Annotated in this window: 13 protein-coding genes; 4 read left to right on the top strand and 9 right to left on the bottom strand. The window is 72.5% G+C overall.

Annotation, left to right across the window (positions count from 1 at the left end; all coding sequences use genetic code 11):
- Positions 1 to 20: 20 nt before the first annotated feature.
- On the top strand, positions 21 to 1,232 hold the full coding sequence (locus AC1DE0_RS20240) for a hypothetical protein (RefSeq protein ID WP_478104921.1): 1,212 nt from the start codon (positions 21 to 23) through the stop codon (positions 1,230 to 1,232).
- Complete coding sequence (locus AC1DE0_RS20235; protein ID WP_478104919.1) at positions 1,229 to 2,158, top strand: carbohydrate kinase family protein; 930 nt, start codon at positions 1,229 to 1,231, stop codon at positions 2,156 to 2,158. Before AC1DE0_RS20240 ends, AC1DE0_RS20235 begins: the two co-directional genes overlap by 4 nt.
- A 29-nt stretch (positions 2,159 to 2,187) precedes the next feature.
- On the opposite strand, the gene AC1DE0_RS20230 is transcribed toward AC1DE0_RS20235, so the two are convergent.
- On the bottom strand, positions 2,188 to 2,616 hold the full coding sequence (locus AC1DE0_RS20230; RefSeq protein WP_478104917.1) for a VOC family protein: 429 nt from the start codon (positions 2,614 to 2,616) through the stop codon (positions 2,188 to 2,190).
- Between the two features lie 90 nt (positions 2,617 to 2,706).
- Entirely contained in the window at positions 2,707 to 3,579 is an 873-nt protein-coding gene (locus AC1DE0_RS20225) for a DNA-formamidopyrimidine glycosylase family protein (protein ID WP_478104915.1), read from the bottom strand.
- Between the two features lie 180 nt (positions 3,580 to 3,759).
- Between AC1DE0_RS20225 and AC1DE0_RS20220 the strand changes: the two genes are divergently transcribed.
- Complete coding sequence (locus AC1DE0_RS20220; RefSeq protein WP_478104913.1) at positions 3,760 to 5,037, top strand: extracellular catalytic domain type 1 short-chain-length polyhydroxyalkanoate depolymerase; 1,278 nt, start codon at positions 3,760 to 3,762, stop codon at positions 5,035 to 5,037.
- Positions 5,038 to 5,255: 218 nt separating this feature from the next.
- Here the strand turns inward: AC1DE0_RS20220 and AC1DE0_RS20215 are convergent, their stop codons facing one another.
- The 6 genes from AC1DE0_RS20215 to AC1DE0_RS20190 form a co-directional block, all read right to left on the bottom strand.
- Positions 5,256 to 10,181: an ATP-dependent helicase gene (locus AC1DE0_RS20215; protein WP_478104908.1), complete on the bottom strand. Its 4,926-nt coding sequence runs from the start codon at positions 10,179 to 10,181 to the stop codon at positions 5,256 to 5,258.
- A 67-nt stretch (positions 10,182 to 10,248) separates the two neighbouring features.
- Positions 10,249 to 11,535, bottom strand: coding sequence for an FAD-dependent monooxygenase (locus tag AC1DE0_RS20210; protein WP_478104904.1), 1,287 nt, complete (start codon positions 11,533 to 11,535; stop codon positions 10,249 to 10,251).
- Positions 11,536 to 11,592: 57 nt separating this feature from the next.
- Positions 11,593 to 12,333, bottom strand: a complete 741-nt coding sequence (locus AC1DE0_RS20205; RefSeq protein ID WP_478104900.1) for a maleylpyruvate isomerase family mycothiol-dependent enzyme — start codon at positions 12,331 to 12,333, stop codon at positions 11,593 to 11,595.
- On the bottom strand, positions 12,333 to 13,187 hold the full coding sequence (locus AC1DE0_RS20200) for a fumarylacetoacetate hydrolase family protein (RefSeq protein ID WP_478104897.1): 855 nt from the start codon (positions 13,185 to 13,187) through the stop codon (positions 12,333 to 12,335). Before AC1DE0_RS20200 ends, AC1DE0_RS20205 begins: the two co-directional genes overlap by 1 nt.
- Entirely contained in the window at positions 13,187 to 14,353 is a 1,167-nt protein-coding gene (locus AC1DE0_RS20195; RefSeq protein ID WP_478104894.1) for a cupin domain-containing protein, read from the bottom strand. The genes AC1DE0_RS20200 and AC1DE0_RS20195 overlap by 1 nt, the downstream gene beginning before the upstream one ends.
- 11 nt (positions 14,354 to 14,364) lie before the next feature.
- Positions 14,365 to 15,717: an MFS transporter gene (locus AC1DE0_RS20190; RefSeq protein WP_478104889.1), complete on the bottom strand. Its 1,353-nt coding sequence runs from the start codon at positions 15,715 to 15,717 to the stop codon at positions 14,365 to 14,367.
- A gap of 99 nt (positions 15,718 to 15,816) precedes the next feature.
- Here AC1DE0_RS20190 and AC1DE0_RS20185 point away from each other — a divergent pair, with 99 nt between their 5' ends.
- A complete protein-coding gene (locus tag AC1DE0_RS20185) occupies positions 15,817 to 16,629 on the top strand; it encodes an IclR family transcriptional regulator (RefSeq protein ID WP_478104885.1) in 813 nt (270 codons plus the stop codon).
- A gap of 5 nt (positions 16,630 to 16,634) precedes the next feature.
- Here AC1DE0_RS20185 and AC1DE0_RS20180 read toward each other — a convergent pair whose 3' ends face one another.
- Positions 16,635 to 17,075, bottom strand: a complete 441-nt coding sequence (locus AC1DE0_RS20180) for a nuclear transport factor 2 family protein (RefSeq protein ID WP_478104883.1) — start codon at positions 17,073 to 17,075, stop codon at positions 16,635 to 16,637.
- Positions 17,076 to 17,079 lie beyond the last annotated feature (4 nt).

Here is a 17,079-nt window from a genome sequence, read left to right as displayed (position 1 = left end):
CCGGTTCCTACACTGGCCTCATGAGGACTCGACGCGGGTTGGCTGCTGCAGCCATGGCGGCCGCCGCCCTGCTCGCAGCTGCCTGCGGCGGTCCGGTCCCGGCATCGACCCCGCCTGCCGTCACCGCCTCGAGCGGGGCCGCCGGCGCTGCGACATCGCCGCCTCCGAGCGCCGCTGCGGGTCATTCCGACCACTCGAGCCCGGCGACGCCTAGCGCCCTGCGGGCGGGTGAGACCGTGCGCACGGTTGCGGCGCCGGTCTCCTACACCCCCAAGGCACCGACCGTAGGCACCGACGACTACCGCTGCTTCGTCCTCGACCCGAAGCTCACGAAGGACCAGTTCGTCACCGGCTTCGACATCAACCCCGGGCAGCCGGCCGAGGTCCACCACGTCATCCTCTTCCGCGTCCCGCGCTCTGCCGTCGCCGCGGCCCGGGCTCGCGACGCAGAGAGCGGCGGCAACGGCTGGACCTGCTTCGGTGGCGCCGGGCTCGGATCGCGCGGCGCCACCCTCGACGACGCACCGTGGGTGGGCGCCTGGGCCCCGGGCGGCCGCGAGAACGTGCTTCCTGCCGATGTCGGCATCCCCATGGAGCGCGGCTCGCTGCTGATCATGCAGGTGCACTACAACCTGCGCCACGGCGTCACGCCGGACCGCACCTCGGTGTCGCTGCGGCTCTCGTCATCGCCGGGGCTCAAGCCGCTCGAGACGATGCTCTACCCGGCTCCTGTCGAGCTTCCTTGTCGCCCAGGCAAGTCCGGCCCGCTCTGTGACCGCTCCAAGGCCATCGAAGACGTGACGGCACGCTTCGGCGCCATGTCGCCGCGCATCGTCAACGGGCTGCTGCTCGTCTGCGACGGCACCCTGCTGCCGTCGCCCGGGCCGACCCAGTCGTGCACGCGCACCGTCGAGCAGGCGGCGACCGTGCGCGCAGTGGCCGGGCACATGCACCCGCTCGGATCGTCCCTGCGCATCGAGCTGAACCCCGACACCGCCTCGGCCAGGACCCTGCTCGACATCAAGGTCTGGGACTTCGACAACCAGGGCGCCGTCCCCGTCCCCGCGACGAAGATCAAGCCCGGCGACTCGATCCGTGTCAGCTGCACCCACGACCAGTCGTGGCGCGACAAGCTGCCCGACCTGCAGGGCCTGCCAGAGCGCTACGTCGTCTGGGGCGAGGGCACCACCGACGAGATGTGCCTCGGACTGCTGAGCGTGACCCGCCCGTGATTGGGGGCGACCGGACCGACGTGCTCGTCGTCGGCGGTGCCGGGGTCGACACCATCGTGCGCGTCGACATCCTCCCGGTGCCCTTCGCCGACTCCCACCCCGTGCCACCCATCGACACCGTCGTCGGCCACACCGGCAGCGGCGTCGCGCTCGGCTGTCACCGGCTCGGCCTGACGACCTGCTTCGTCGACGTCATCGGCGACGACCACGAAGGGGCGATGCTCCGCGACCGGTTCGAGGCCGAGGGCCTGCGCTTCGAGCACGTCGTGCACCCGAGCGGCACGCGTCGAGCCGTCAACCTCGTGGACGCGACCGGGCGCCGCATGTCGTTCTACGACCCCCGTCACCCGTACGACCTCGCCCCGGACCCGGCCCTGTGGCGCGGGCCCCTCGAGGGGACCCGCCATGTGCACGCGTCGATCATGCCGTGGACCGTCGCGGCCCTCGCGGACGCCACCGCCGCGGGCGCCACGACATCGACCGACCTGCACGACTGGGACGGGCGCAACCCGCACCACCGGCCGTTCGCGTATGCCGCCGACCTCGTCTTCGTGTCGGGCTCACGGCTCGGGCTGGTCGAGGACGACGTCGTCGCCGACATCCTCGATCGTGGCCGCGCCCGGCTGGTGGTCGTGATGGACGGCGCAGCCGGGAGCCGGGTGACGGTGCGCGAGGGCGGGTCGTTCGCCGTGCCCGCACTGGACATCCCGGGCAGGCCGGTCGTCGACTCGAACGGCGCGGGAGACGCGTACGTGTCGGCGTTCCTGCACCGCTGGCTCGGCGGCGGTGACGCGCGGGCGGCCGCCCGCGCCGGTGCGGTCGCCGGAGCCTGGGCGTGCGGCACCGCCGGCACACACTCGAGCCTCATCGACGAGGGCGAGCTGCGCCGCCAGCTGGCCGCGCTCGGCGGTGCGGGCCGACCCTGAGGTCGACTCGCACACACCTTGCGAAGACCTCAGGCGGAGGGTGCGTCGCCGGACTGCTCGCCCGCGATGTTGACGAGCCAGCCGATGCCGAACTTGTCGACCAGCTGCCCGAACTCGTCGCCCCACATCTGCTTCTCGAGGGGCATCGACACGTCGCCGCCCTCGGAGAGCTTCGCGAAGTAGCCGCGCAGCTCGTCGGAGTCGTCGCCGCTGAGGCTGACGGTGATGTTGTTGCCCGGCTCGTAGGGCCTGCCGTCAGGGGTGTCGGAGGCCATGATCGTGTAGCCGCTGGGCGTCTCGAGCTGGGCGTGCATGACGTTGTTCGCGCCGGGGCCCGTATCGCCGTACTCGCCGAACGTGCTGACGTTGAGCTCGCCGCCGAAGACCGACTTGTAGAAGTCCATCGCGTCGCGGGCGGTGTCCTTGAAGCTGATGTAGGGGTTGAGACGGGAAGACATGTGGCCGTGCTCCTCTCGGGGAATGGGTGTCTCTCACCCTAGGACGGGCATCCGACAACGGGGTGTCGTTCGGCGGAGGAACAAGGGGCGTCAGTACGAACGCCGTGAGCGACCGGCTCCCCGGCTCGACCCGAGCGGCGCTTGGCGCCGCCCGTCGTCGGTGGGGCCGAGGCCGCCCTGGCAGCCCGGACAGTAGAACATCGTGCGCTCGCGGGTCGGCTCACCGATCGGCGCGACCCGCACCGTGGTGCCGCAGCGGCGGCACGGCCGACCGCTTCGCGCATGGACGTAGTGCGCCTCACCGAGCTGGTAGCTGCCCGTGCTCGACTGCACTGCGTGCCGCCGGCCGTTGTCGATCAGCCGGTGCGCGCGGGCCACGACGCGTTCGACGACGTCGCGGCCCAGCTCACCCGCCGGCGTCCATGGCGGCACGCGCTCGAGGAAGAGCGTCTCGGCGCACCACATGGTGCCCACACCGGCGAGGTTGCGCTGGTCGAGCAGGGCCTGGCCCACCGGCACACCCGAGCCGAGCACGTTGTCGACGGCGCGGGCGAGGTCCCAGTCGGGGCCCAGCACGTCGGGCCCGAGGTGGCCGACGAGGTCCCCCTCGCGAGCCGTCGGCAGGAGGTCGAGCATGCCGAGCCGCAGGCCGAGGGCGGTCCAGTCCTCTGCTGCCACCAGGGCCCGCAGCTGGGGGTTTCGCCGCCAGCGCGCTTCGAGTCCCGGTGTCGCCTCGACCCGCCACTGACCCTCCATCCGCAGGTGGGAGTGCAGCGTGAAGCCGCCCTCGACGCGGTGCAGGATGTGCTTGCCACGGCTGACCACCTCGAGGGTCGAGCGTCCCGAGAGGTCGGCGGTCGCGATCTCGCCCGGCCAGCGCAGGTCCGACTCGACGATCAGCCGACCTGCGAGCGCCTCGTTGAGCCGCGACGCCGTGCGCCACACCGTGTCTCCCTCGGGCACCGCACCTCCTCCGTCGCTGGTCCCGGCCAGCCTAGGGACGCCGGGCCGGTCGCTGCGCAATGGGCCGCTGGCACACGGCGTCGCGCCCGGGCTGGAGCGACGACCCATGCCATGCCCTCATGCCCGGTGCCAAGGTGACAAAACGGGCACCGACGACGATGCCCCGGACCGGAGGCGACGATGACTTCGACACGAACGCTCACCCTGCCCGTACCCGCCCGTGCGGTCCGAGCCGTCGGCGTGCTGCTCGCCTTGGCGGTCACCGTCGCGACGACGCTCGTCGTGGCGGCGGCGCCCCCGGCGCAGGCGGCGACGCTCCAGCAGGTCGCGGGCTTCGGCAGCAACCCCGGCGCTCTGACGATGTTCAGCTACCGTCCTGACGGACTGCCCACGAACGCCCCGGTCGTCGTCGAGCTGCACGGCTGCACCCAGGACGCGACGACGTACTTCACGAGCTCCGGCTGGCGCACCTTCGCCGACCGCCACGGCTTCGCGCTCGTGCTCGCCCAGCAGAGCAGCGCCAACAACTCCAACACATGCTTCAACTGGTTCGAGCCCGGCGACATCGCCCGGGGTCAGGGCGAGGCGGCAAGCATCGCGCAGATGGTCGACTACGCCGTGGCCAACTACGGCATCGACTCGCGCCGCGTCTACGTCACAGGGCTCTCCGCCGGCGCCGCCATGACCGCAGTCATGCTCGCCACCTATCCCGACAAGTTCGCCGGAGGATCGATCAACGCCGGCCTCCCCTACGCGTGTGCGACCTCGATGACGGCGGCGTTCTCGTGCATGAACCCGGGTGTCGACAAGGCGCCGGCCGCCTGGGGTGACCTCGTGAGGCGTGCGTATGCCGGCTACTCGGGTCCGAGGCCCAAGGTGGCCATCTGGCACGGCCAGTCCGACACCACGGTCGCCCCGATGAACGGCGTCGAGCTGCGTGACCAGTTCACGAACGTCAACGGGGTCTCGCAGACGCCGACCTCGACGGGCACGATCGCCTCCGGAGTCACCTGGGAGGACTACGGCGGCCAGGTGCGGCTGACGAAGGTGGCCGGCATGAACCACGGCACGGCCGTCGACCCCGGGAGCGCGGACAACCAGTGCGGCACGGCCGGCGCGTACTTCATCGACACGGTGTGCGCGGCCTACTACGACGTCGCCTTCTTCGGCCTCGACAGCGGCACGCCACCGTCGTCCACCAGCACCGCCACGACGACAGCGACCACCACCACTCTTCCGACGAGCACACCCCCCACGACCACTCCACCGACGACGACGACGGCCACTGCTCCGACCTGCGTCACGTCGAGCAACTACGCCCACGTGCAGGCTGGGCGGGCCTACCAGTCGGGCGGATACGCGTACGCCCTCGGCTCGAACCAGAACCTCGGCCTCTACAACACCTTCTACACGGCGACGCTCACGCAGAGCTCGCCCGGCTACTGGGAGAAGTGCTGACTGCGACAGGGGCTTGCCGAGCGACCGTGAGCCCGGGGGGATCCGTGGTGACCGTCGGCGACTGGCCGCACCCCGCAAGCACGGCAGTTGCCAGGGCCGCCGGCCCCACCCAACGAAGGATCCCCATCCGCACAACTCTCCCCTGTCGGCCGCCCGGGCCCGCGTCAGTGTTGCACGGGGCGCAGCAGTGACGCAGCCACCACGACCAACGCAGGTGATCAGCGACGGAGGCGCAGCCCGCGCGGGGTCATGTGGAAGCCGGCCTGCGACAACGCTTGCACGAGCGGGTGGCCCGACCCGAGCACCGAGGCGCCGTCGGCCTTCTCGACCGTGAGCCGCCCGAGAGCACCTTCGCGCACGGCGAGGGCCAGGGCGTCGGCGGCGGCCTGGAGCCGGTCGGGGTCGTCGGACCAGCAGAGCATGGTCTTACCACCTCGCTCGACGTAGAGCACGAGGTCGCCGTCGACGAGCACGACCAGGGCCCCGGCCTTGCGACCGGGCTGGTGGCCCTTGCGACGGGCCCCCTTGCCGGCCCCGCCGGTGGTCGCACCGCTGGTCGCGCCGTCGGGTGGCGAGTCCTCGGTGGCGTCGGTGACGCCGCGCTCGGGCCAGCCGATGGCAGCGCCGTAGGGGTTGGCGGGGTCGCTCGCGGCGAGCACCAGCGCGGGAGGCCCGGAGCGCTCGGGTGCTGAGCGTCCGCGCCCCTGTCCGCCGCGCTGGCCGGCTGCCGGGCTGGGCGTGAGCCACTCGTCACCCTCGGCCGGTTCGACCCGGTGGCCACCACTGCTCTCGGCACCGGGTAGGCGGGACATCGAACGGAGCCGGTCGACGGTGCCGGTCGAGGCGAACTGCGACGCGCCGAGGCCCTCGACGAAGTAGCCGCGGCGCACCTTGCCGGCCTCCTCGGCGGCGGCGAGCACGCGGTAGACGGCGGCGAAACCCCCGGGCACGTCCTCGGTGGCGACCGACCCGCGGGTCAGCACGCCGTAGCGGTCGAGGAGCAGCTCGGCGTTGGTCACCGCGCGCACCGTCGGGTCGGTCTCGGCCGGGGGCAGCGCCGTCCAGCGACCGACGCCGGTCGAGGGACCCGACCCCACAGCGCGCCCGGCGGCCAGGGCCTTCGACGTGGCGGCGTCCTCGGCCGCCTCGACCTGGGCGGAGCCGGTGCCGGCGAGCGGGCCACGCAGCGAGCCGAACCGGCCGAGCGAACCGCGCCGACCGGCATACCTGGTGGACCGCGGGCCGGAGCTGGTGCGCTTGTGGGCCGTGCGACCACCGGCGAGGAGGGCGCGCAGCGGCGCGATGGTGTCGTTGGTGACGCGTCCCGACCAGAGCAGCGACCACAGGGCGTCGTTGAGCTCGGTGTCGCCGAGGCCAACTCGTGTCGACAGGGCCCGGAAGAAGTACGCGCCGCCGCCCTCGAGCGCCTCGAGCACGGCCTGCTCGTCGTCGGTCAGGTCGATCACCTCGGGCGGGGTGAGCGTCAGGTGAGCGGCGTCGGCGAGGTGCAGGCTGACCCAGCCGTCGTCGCCGGGCAGCGACCCGTGGCCGCGCCACACGACCTCGCCCGAGCTCATCACCTCGTCGAGCAGCGCCGGGGTGTAGCCGGCGACCCGGGCAGGCAGCACGAGAGACTCGAGCGCGCTCGCGGGCACCTCTGCGCCCGTGAGCTGCTCGACGGCGCGGAGCAGGCCCTCACGCCCGCGCAGACCTCCGCCGATGCCCTGCCACTGCGGCAGGAACCGCGCGAGGTCGGCCTGGGCCACGGGCTCGACCTCGTGCCGCAGCGCGGCCAGCGAACGGCGCCGGAGCAGGCGCAGCACCTCGGCGTCGCAGAACTCGGGTCCGTGCCCGCCGCCGTTCTCGGTCGGCAGCAGCTCGCCCTCGACGACGCGGCCGGCGGAGACGAGCCGTCGAAGCGCGTCGTGGACCACGGCGGGACCGACGCCCCACCACGCCGCGACGGTCTGCACCGCGAACGGCCCGTGCGTTCGGGCGAACCGGGCGACGAGGTCGGCGAGCGGGTCGGGCACCGACTCGAGGAAGGCCTGCGGCACCCCGACGGGCAGGGCCGTGCCGAGGGCGTCGCGCAAGCGGGCGGCGTCCTCGATCGCGGCCCACCGGTCGTCGCCGCCGACGCGCACCGCGATGACCCGGCGCGCGGCCTCCAGTTCGGTGAGGGCCGACTCGACGGCCACCGGCTCGAAGCCCTCGGCCGCCCGGGCGACGATGTCGCGCAAGGACAGCGGCCCGAGCACGCGCAGCAGGTCGGCGACGTCCTCGGCGTCGCGGGCCCCGCGCTCGGGGGTGAGCCGCTGCAGCTCTGCCTCGGTGCGGGCGACCGCCTCGGGGTCGAGCAGGTCGCGCAGCGCGAGCGCCTCGCCCTGGCCGAGCAGCTCGGACAGCAGGGACGGGTCGAGGGCCAGGGCCGCGGCGCGACGCTCGGCGAGCGGCGAGTCGCCCTCGTAGAGGTACTGCGCGACGTAGCCGAAGACGAGCGACTTCGCGAACGGGCTCGGCTGGCTCGACTCGACGTCGACCACCTTGACGCTGCGCGAACGGATGTCGGACATGAGCTCGACGAGGCCCGGCACGTCGAAGACGTCCTGGACGCACTCGCGCACCGCCTCGAGGACGATCGGGAACGAAGGGTACTGGCTCGCCACCTCGAGCAGTTGCGCCGCCCGTTGGCGCTGCTGCCAGAGCGGCTGACGCCGGTCGGGCCGGCGTCTCGGGAGGAGCAGGGCCCGCGCGGCGCACTCCCTGAACCGCGCTGCGAACAGGGCGGATCCGCCGATCTCCTGGGTGACGAGCTCGCTGACCTCCTCGGGCTCTAGGGTGACGATCTCGACGAGCTGCTGCCCCACCGCGGCGCCGTCGTCGAACTCGAGGTCGGGCAGCCGGAAGACGATGCCGTCGTCGCCGTGCATGGCCTGGACGTCGATGCCGAACCGCTCGCGCATGCGCGCCGCGACGCAGAGCGCCCACGGCGCGTGCACCTGACCGCCGAACGGCGAGAGCACCGCCACCCGCCAGTCGCCGATCTCGTCGCGGAAGCGCTCGACGACGATGGTGCGGTCGTCGGGGACGTGCCGTGTGGCCTCCCTCTGCTCGGTGAGGTAGCCGATGAGGTTGTCGGCGGCCCACTCGTCGAGGCCGGCTGCCGTGACGCGGGCCCTGGCCCGCTCGGGCGTCAGGCCGACGATCTCGCGGACGAAGCCGCCGAGGGCGCGGCCCAGCTCGGCCGGGCGCCCCTGCTGGTCGCCCTTCCAGAACGGCAGCCGCCCGGCCTGCCCGGGAGCGGGCGTGACGAGGACGCGGTCGTGGGTGATGTCCTCGATGCGCCACGTCGACGTGCCGAGGGTGAAGACGTCACCGACGCGGGACTCGTAGACCATCTCCTCGTCGAGCTCGCCGACCCGTCGACCGGGCCCCTCACCGGAGGCGAGGAAGACGGCATACAACCCCCGGTCGGGGATGGTGCCGCCGCTCGTGACGGCGAGGCGTTGGGCACCGCGCCGGCCGGTCAGCGTGTCGGTGACGCGGTCCCAGACGATGCGGGGGCGCAGCTCGGCGAACTCGTCGGAGGGGTATCGGCCGGCGAGCATGTCGAGCGTCGCCTCGAGGACCGAGCGCGGCAGCGAGGCGAAGCTGGCGGCTCGGTGCACGAGGGCCTCGACGTCGGCGACCGACCAGTCGTCGAGGGCACACATCGCGACGACCTGCTGGGCGAGCACGTCGACGGGGTTGGCGGGGATGCGGAGCGACTCGATGGCCCCGGCGCGCATGCGCTCGACGACGACGGCGGTCTGCACGAGGTCACCGCGGAACTTCGGGAACATCACGCCCTGGCTGACGGCACCGACCTGGTGGCCGGCGCGGCCCACGCGCTGCAGGCCGCTCGCGACGGACGGCGGGCTCTCGACCTGGATGACGAGGTCGACGGCGCCCATGTCGATGCCGAGCTCGAGGCTGCTCGTCGCGACCACCGCGGGCAGGCGCCCGGCCTTGAGGTCCTCCTCGATGGTGGCGCGGTGCTCCTTGCTCACCGAACCGTGGTGGGCCCGGGCGAGGACGGCCGGGGCGCCGCGTGAAGCGCCGGACTGGGCCATGACCTGGGCCGGGGGCTGCGTCGAGAGGGCGGCGAGGCTCGGCGACGGCAGGCCCTCCTGCTCGGCGAGGCGCTCCTCCCAGATCTCGTTGAGGCGCGAGGTGAGGCGCTCGGCCAGGCGGCGCGAGTTGGCGAAGACGAGGGTCGAGCGGTGGTCGGCGATGAGGTCGACGATGCGCTCCTCGACGTGCGGCCAGATGCTGGCCTGCGGCGCGTTGCCCGCGGCCGGTCCGGAGAGGTCGGGGACGCCGGGTGAGATCTCGGCGGCCGACCCCGAGAGCTCGCCCATGTCGGGCACGGGCACGACGACGTCGAGTTCCCACTTCTTGGTCGACTCGGGCTGCACGATCTCGACCGGGCGACCGCCGGCGAGGTAGCGGGCGACCTCCTCGACGGGGCGCACCGTGGCCGAGAGTCCGACCCGCTGGGCCGGCTTGGCCAGCAGCGCGTCGAGGCGCTCGAGGCTGAGGGCCAGGTGGGCGCCGCGCTTGGTGCCGGCGACGGCGTGGACCTCGTCGACGATGACGGTCTCGATGCCCTTGAGCGCCTCGCGCACCGACGAGGTGAGCATCAGGAAGAGCGACTCGGGCGTCGTGATGAGGATGTCGGTGGGCGTGCGGGCGAACGCTCGCCGCTCGTTGGCCGGCGTGTCTCCCGAGCGCACGCTGACGCCGATGTCGGGAGGCGGCAGCTCGAGCCTCGTGGCCGCGTGCCCGATGCCGACGAGCGGCGCGCGCAGGTTGCGTTCGACGTCGACGGCGAGCGCCTTCATCGGCGAGACGTAGAGCACGCGGCAGCGCTCGAGGCGCTCCTCGGGCACCGGCTCGCTCGCCATCCGGTCGATGGCCCACAGGAACGCCGACAGCGTCTTGCCCGAGCCGGTCGGCGCGACGACGACGCAGTGGTGACCGGAGCTGATGGCGTCCCAGGCGCCCTCCTGCGCGGCCGTGGGCGCGCTGAAGCTGCTCCGGAACCACTCTGCGGTCGCCGGAGAGAACCGTTCGAGCACGTCGGCCCGCTTGCCCTTCGTCATCGGGGCCAGCCTGCCATCCCGCACCGACACTCGCCGACGCCCGCACACCACCTCCGCGATACCCGGCTCAGACGGCAGCTGCGATCTGCCGCTGCAGCGGCTCGAACATCGCCGCCTCGTCCTCGGGACGCAGCGCGGTCGGCCCGTAGAGCCAGTCGACGAACGAGTAGTCACGCACCGCGCGGTCGCGCATGACGTCGTTGCGCCACAGCCGCTCCTCGCCGGTGAGGTGCCACAGCTTGCCCCAGGCCCGGGCAGTCGTGAGCACGCGCCGGCAGTGCTCGGGACGCACGGCCTGGTACGCCGCCAGCGCCGCGTCCCAGTCGAGCGAGCTGCCGTCGGCCCCCTCGTCCAGCTGGGCGCCGACGTGCTCGGACAGCACCCAGGCGTCCTCGATGGCCATGACCGCACCCTGGGCGAGGTACTGCAGCGGCGGGTGGGCCGAGTCGCCGGTGAGGGCGACGCGGCCGACGACCCACTGGTCGATCGGGTCACGGTCGTACATCCGCCACCACTTGTCGCGCCACATGAGCGGCAGGCCGGCGCGCACGTTGTCACACGTCTGGTCGAAGGCGGCGTCGAGCTCGTCGGGTGTCCCCCAGTCCTCGTCTCCGGCCACGGCCTTCGGCGACTCGAACACGGCGACCTGGTTGAACATCTCGCCGCCGCGCAGCGGGTACTGCACGAAGTGGCACTTCGGCCCGACGTAGACGACGACGTCGTCGAGGGCGATGTCGAGCTGCTCGACCTGGCCCATGGGCACGGCGCCGCGGTAGGCGACGTAGGCCGACGACACGGGCTGGTCGTCGGAGATGAGCTTCCTTGCGACGGAGTGCAGCCCGTCGGCGGCGATGACGACACGTGCCGTCTCGCGTCCGCCCTCGTGCACGACGGTCGCGGCATCCGCCCCCTGCTCGTATGCCGTGACGGCCACGTTCGTGACGAGGTCGACCCCGGCGCGGGCGCAGGCGCGGAGCAGCGTCCCGTGCAGGTCGCTGCGGTGGATGACGACGTACGGGAAGCCGTAGCGTTCCCGCGCGTCGCCGAGGTCGAGCCGGGTGAGCTCGGAGCCGTCGACCGCGTCACGCATGACGAGGTTCTCGGGCACGACACCGAGCGCGACGACCTCGTCGAGCAGCCCCCACTGGTCGAGGATCCGGGTGCAGTTCGGGGCGATCTGCAGCCCGGCGCCGACCTCACCGAACTCGGCAGCCCGCTCGAGCACCCGCACGCGAAGTCCCTTGCGGGTCAAGGCGAGTGCGTTGGCAAGTCCGCCGATGCCGCCTCCGACGACGATCGCGTCGATGCCGTCGCGCCCATCGAGGGGCTGGGTTGGGTTGGTGTGGGTGGTCATCTCGACTCCTTCGTCGTCACGCGTTTTCAGGGGGCCTGGTGTTCAGGGGTTCCGGTGTCAGAGCCAGTGCGGCAGGACGGGCAGCGCCCCGCCGTCTGTCGTGAGGCCGGTGTGGTCACGGCCCGTGATGTAGGCGGCGAGCTGGGCGAGCGATCCACGCACCTGGACCGTCTCGCCCACGCCGACGACGGGCCAGGCCGTGCTGCGGGGCGTGCCGTCGACGGTGTCGGTCGGGTCGGTGGACACGAGGACCACCGCGGGACCGTCCGCCCCGCGCGAGCGCTTGGCGGCCGCGTCGTGCAGGACCTCGACGAGGAAGCCGGTCGGCAGGTCGTCGAACCCGACGCCGCCGTCGAGGTCGACGGCGTGGACCATCACCTCGCGGGTGCGCATCCACGGAACCTCGGTCGCCGGGACGGTGCGGCCCTGCGCGGTGCGCACGAGCCGGGTCCAGCTCTCGCCGTCGAGGGCGCCCAGGGCCGTGTCCAGCCCGACTGCACTGTCGGAGAACCACTCTCGCAGCTCTGCCGCCGGCTTGAGGGCCCCCTTCTCGATGTCGGACCCACGCTGCTCCGGCGACGCGTACATCGGGGTCTCGACGCCGGTGCGCGCCCACGTCGCAAGGTTGACCAGCGCCTCGGCGTTGGCCGCGACGTGCGCGACGACGTGCGCCCGGGTCCAGCCGGCCAGTGGGGTCGGCTGCGCGAGGGCGGCGTCGTCGAGGCTGTCGAGGGCCCGCTGGAACAGGACCGTTCCAGCCGTCACGAGGTCACGCGACCAGAGCAGCGTGGACGACATCAGCTGCGACCGTCCGCGACGACGACGTTCTCGCAGCGGCCGAGGCCCTCGATCTCGGTGACGACCTTCTGGCCGACCTGGAGGTAGCGGGCGGGCTTGCGCGCGTGGCCGACCCCACCGGGGGTGCCGGTGGCGATGACGTCGCCGGGGCGCAGCGTGATCATCGTCGAGAGGTACTCGACGAGGGCGACCGGGTCGAAGAGCAGGTCACCGGTGGTGTCCTCCTGCACGACCTCGCCGTCGACCTCCGCACGGATCGGGAGGGTGGGGCGCACGCCACCGGGCGGCTCGTCCGGGGTGACGAGCCACGGGCCGAGGGGCGTCGTGGACTCCCAGTTCTTGCCCTGCAGCCATTCCTTCGTGCGGAACTGCCAGTCGCGCGCCGTGATGTCGTTGAGCACCGCGAACCCGGCGATGGCCGCCTCGGCCTCGGCGGTCGTGGCACGGCGCACCGTCGAGCCGATGACGATGGCCAGCTCTGCCTCCCAGTCGAACTGGTCGGTCTCGTCGGGACGCAGGATGTCGTCCTCGGCACCGACGAGGGTGTCGGCGTACTTGCTGAAGATCGTCGGGAACTCCGGCAGGTCACGCCCCATCTCGAGGATGTGGTTGCGGTAGTTGAGGCCGACGCAGAAGATCTTGCCGGGGCGCGGCACGACGGGGGCGTATGCCGGCTGCCCGGCCCCCAGCGCAGGCGCACCCGCGTCGACGGTGGCGTTGGCCGCGGTCTTGCGCCAGTCGGGCTGTGCCAGAAGGGTGCCGACGTCGGCGACGCCGAGCGGGACGAGGTCGGAGCCCTCGACGCGTACGGCCTGGGTGGAGCCGTCGGCGGTGCGGACGGTTGCGAGCTTCATCAGTTGTGTCCTTCGATCTGGGTGCGGGCGAGGTTGAGGCGCTCGAAGATCGGCGCGTCGCTGAAACGGAAGAGGTCGAGGGCGCCGGAGTCGGAGTCCGACGCGGAGGCCTCGGAGCGGACGGAGAGCGGCTGCCACGACGGCACGACGAAGAGGTCGCCGCGCGTCACGGACCAGCTGAAGTCGCCGACGGTGACCGTGCCGGCGCCGTCGAACACCTGGTAGACCGACGAGCCGGTCTCGCGGACCGGCGCCGTCTCACGGCCGGACGCGATGCGGTGGAACTCGGTGCGGATCGTGGGCAGCACGTCGCCGGCGTTGGTCGGGTTGGTGAAGCGGATCGCCGCGTGGCCGTGCTCGACCGTGCCGCCGAAACCCTCGGCCTCGAGCTCGAGCTGGTCGGTGAGGGCACGGTCGGTGTCCTCCCAGCGGTAGCAGAGCAGCGGCGAGCCGGGAACCTCGCCGAGCTGCGACACCGGCGCGATGCCGGGGTGCCCCCACAGGCGCTGCGAGCGGGAGCGCTCGGGCGTCGTGCGCTCCTCGTCGGAGATTCGGTCGCGGCCGAACTCGAAGAACTGCGCCTCGACCTCGTACTGGAACGGGATGTCGAGGCCGTCGATCCAGGCCATCGGCCGGTCCGCCGCGTTGTGGTGGGCGTGCAGGTTCCAGCCGGCCTGCGGCAGGAAGTCGCCGCGGCGCATCGGCACCGGGTCGCGACCGACGACGGTCCAGACCCCCTCGCCCTCGACGACGAAGCGGAACGCGTTCTGGGTGTGCCGGTGCTCGGGGGCGTCCTCGCCCGGCATCAGGTACTGGATCGCCGCCCAGAGGGTGGGCGTCGCGTACGGCTTGCCGCCGAGGGACGGGTTGGCCAGGGCGATCGCGCGACGCTCGCCCCCGCGGCCGACGGGCACCAGGTCTCCGGCCCGGCCAGCCAGGTCGAGCAGCGTGGCCCACTCCCAGCGGTGCGGCTGGGCCGCGGAGCGCGGGTGCGGCGGCATGAGGTCGCCGATCTCTGTCCAGAGCGGCACGAGCAGCTCCTTCTCGAAACCGCGGTAGAGGTCCTCGAGCTCGGGCGTCACGGTCGGCTGGTCGGGAGCATCGACGGCGGCGAGGCTCACCGGGGAGACGCCTGAGGCAGCGTCGGGGTCGGTCGTGAGTGACATGACGGTTCCTATCAGTGGACGAGCTCGGCCGGCGCGGTCGCGGAGGCGGGGCGGACGGCCGGACGGGTGGCGACGAGCGTGACCAGGAGCAGCACGGCAGCGACCCCGGCGGCGACGGAGAAGGCGAGGAAGTTGCTGCCGACGCCGAGGTTCGCGGCTAGCAGCCAGCCACCGACCTGGGGTGCGAGGACGGCGCCGATGCGGCCGACGCCGAGGGCGAAGCCGAGCGAGGTGCCGCGCAGCGACGACGGGTAGTGGTTGGCGACGGCGGCGATGATGAGGCACTGGGTGCCGTGTGTGCCGACCCCGGCGAGGATGAGCGCGCCGTAGACGGGCAGCAGGTCGCTCGGGTAGGTCAGCAGGAAGGCGAGGCCCACGGCCGCGGCCGCGGCGGCCCAGATCGCGCTCTTGAGCGGACCGAACCGCATGCCGGCCCAGGCGGTGACGACCGAGCCGAGCACGGCGCCGAGGTTGAGGGCCAGCAGGAAGTGCAGGGGCTGGCCCATGTCGAACCGGGCGTCGGAGGCCATCAGCTTGGGCAGCCAGGTGCCGAGGCCGTACCACGCGAAGAGGGTGGCGACGGTGGCGAGGGCGAAGAGCACGGTGGGCCTGCGCCACTCGCCGGTGAGGATCGAGCGGAAGCCCGGGCGGTGCGCGCCAGGGGCAGCCGTCTCCGACGCGTCGTGGACGAGCCCGAATCGGCCTTCGACGGCGGCCGCCTCCTCGACCCGGCCTCGTGTGCGCAGCCACGTCGGCGACTCCGGCAGGAAGGCCGCACACAGCGGCAGCAGGATGACGACCGCGACGACGGCGACGGCATACATCGACCGCCAGCCGTGCTGGGGCAGCAGCCACAGGCCGACGAGCGCGGCGGCGGAGCCCCCGATCGGCACGCCCGACATCATGATCGTCGAGACGGCCGAGCGGCGCCGGCGGGAGACGAACTCAGCAGTGAGGGCGTTGGCGGACGGCACGAGGCCACCGAGCCCGAGGCCGGCGACGAAGCGGAACGCGCCGAACGCCTCGGGGCCCGGCGCGACGGCGCAGAGGGCAGTGAGGACCGAGAACCACAGCGTGCACCAGAGGATGGTGCGGCGGCGTCCGAGCCGGTCGGCGAGGTAGCCGGCGCCGAGCGCTCCGACGAGCATGCCGGCGAAGGCGAGGCTGCCGATGAAGCCGGCCGAGGCGGGGCTGAGGTCCCAGCCGCGCTCCTTGAGCAGGGACGGGATGGTCGTGCCGTAGACGATGAGGTCGTAGCCGTCGAAGACGACGATGAGCCAGCAGAGGAGCGTGACCAGCCAGGCGGGGCGGTTCGAGAGCCGCCGCACGGGGGCCGGAGTCTGGGTTGAGGGCGTCGTTGCCATGCCGACCATGGTGGGATGGTTCGACATGGCAGAACGAGACTATTCTGGACAGCAGAATGCATGAGTCCCACATCATGGAGTCGAGCGAGGATCACGGCCATGAACACCGGCATCAGCACAGGCATTGACACCGGCCTGAAGACGAAGCCGCAGTACGCGCTTCGCAGCGTCGACCACGCCCTGCAGCTCGCCGTGATCCTGCAGGTCGAGGGCCCGCAGACGGTCTCCGACGTCGCCGAGCGGCTCGGCGTGGCCCGCTCCACCGCGCACCGGCTGCTCTCGATGCTCGTCTATCGCGACTTCGCCCGGCAGGGCTCTGACCGTCGCTACCACGCCGGCCCGGTCATCTCGCTCGAAGCCGACTCGCGCAGCCACACGGCACTCCTGCGAGCGGTCGCCCTCCCCCACCTCCAGGTGCTCGTCGACCGGGTCGAGGAGTCGGCCAACCTCATGGTGCTCGCCGGCGACCACGCCCGGTTCGTCGCCTCCGTCGAGTGCCGGCAGTCCCTGCGCGTCGGCGACCGCGAGGGCATGGTCTTCCCGGCCCACCTCGCCTCCGGCGGCAAGGTCATGCTCGCCGACCTGCCCCCCGAGGAGCTCACGGCGCTCTTCACCGAGGACCGCTGGGAGGGGCGGGAGGCCCAGCGACCCGACGTCGCTGCCGTCCAGAAAGACCTCGCGAGCGTGCGACGGCGCGGTTTCGCGATCAACAAGGACCGCACCGAGACGGGGGTCACCGCCATCGGTCGCGGCATCCGCGTCGGCGACCGCACCGACGCGGCGGTCACGGTGTCGATGCCGACGGTCCGCTTCCGCGAGGACCGCCTCGTCGACATCGTCAGCGCGCTCGCCCTGACAGCCCGCGACATCGAGCGCGACATGGAACAGAGCCTGCGGGTCGAGCCCGCCTGAGGGCCTCAGTACGCCGGCAGCTCGCCCTCGCCCGGCGTCACCCGCAGCTCGGACTCGTCGACGCGTACGTCGTTGATGCTCGCCTCGCGACGGCGCATGTAGCCGAGGTCGTCGAACTCCCACTGCTCGTTGCCGTAGGAGCGCCACCACTGCCCGTCGGCGTCCTGCGACTCGTACTGGAAGCGCACCGCGATGCGGTTGCCCTCGAACGCCCAGAGGTTCTTGCGCAGCCGGTAGTCCTGCTCGCGGTCCCACTTGCGGCGCAGGAACTCCACGACGGCCTCCCGACCCACGAGGTGCTCGTCACGGTTCCGCCAGACGGTGTCCTCGGTGTAGGCGCCGGCGACGCGCTCGGGGTCACGGGTGTTCCACGCGTCCTCGGCCGCCTGCACCTTCTGGCGGGCGGACTCCTCGGTGAACGGCGGGAGCGGGGGTCGGGGATCCATTCGT

This window comes from Terrabacter sp. 05T424, assembly GCF_056396225.1.
This window is presented reverse-complemented; position numbering and strand designations above follow the sequence as displayed.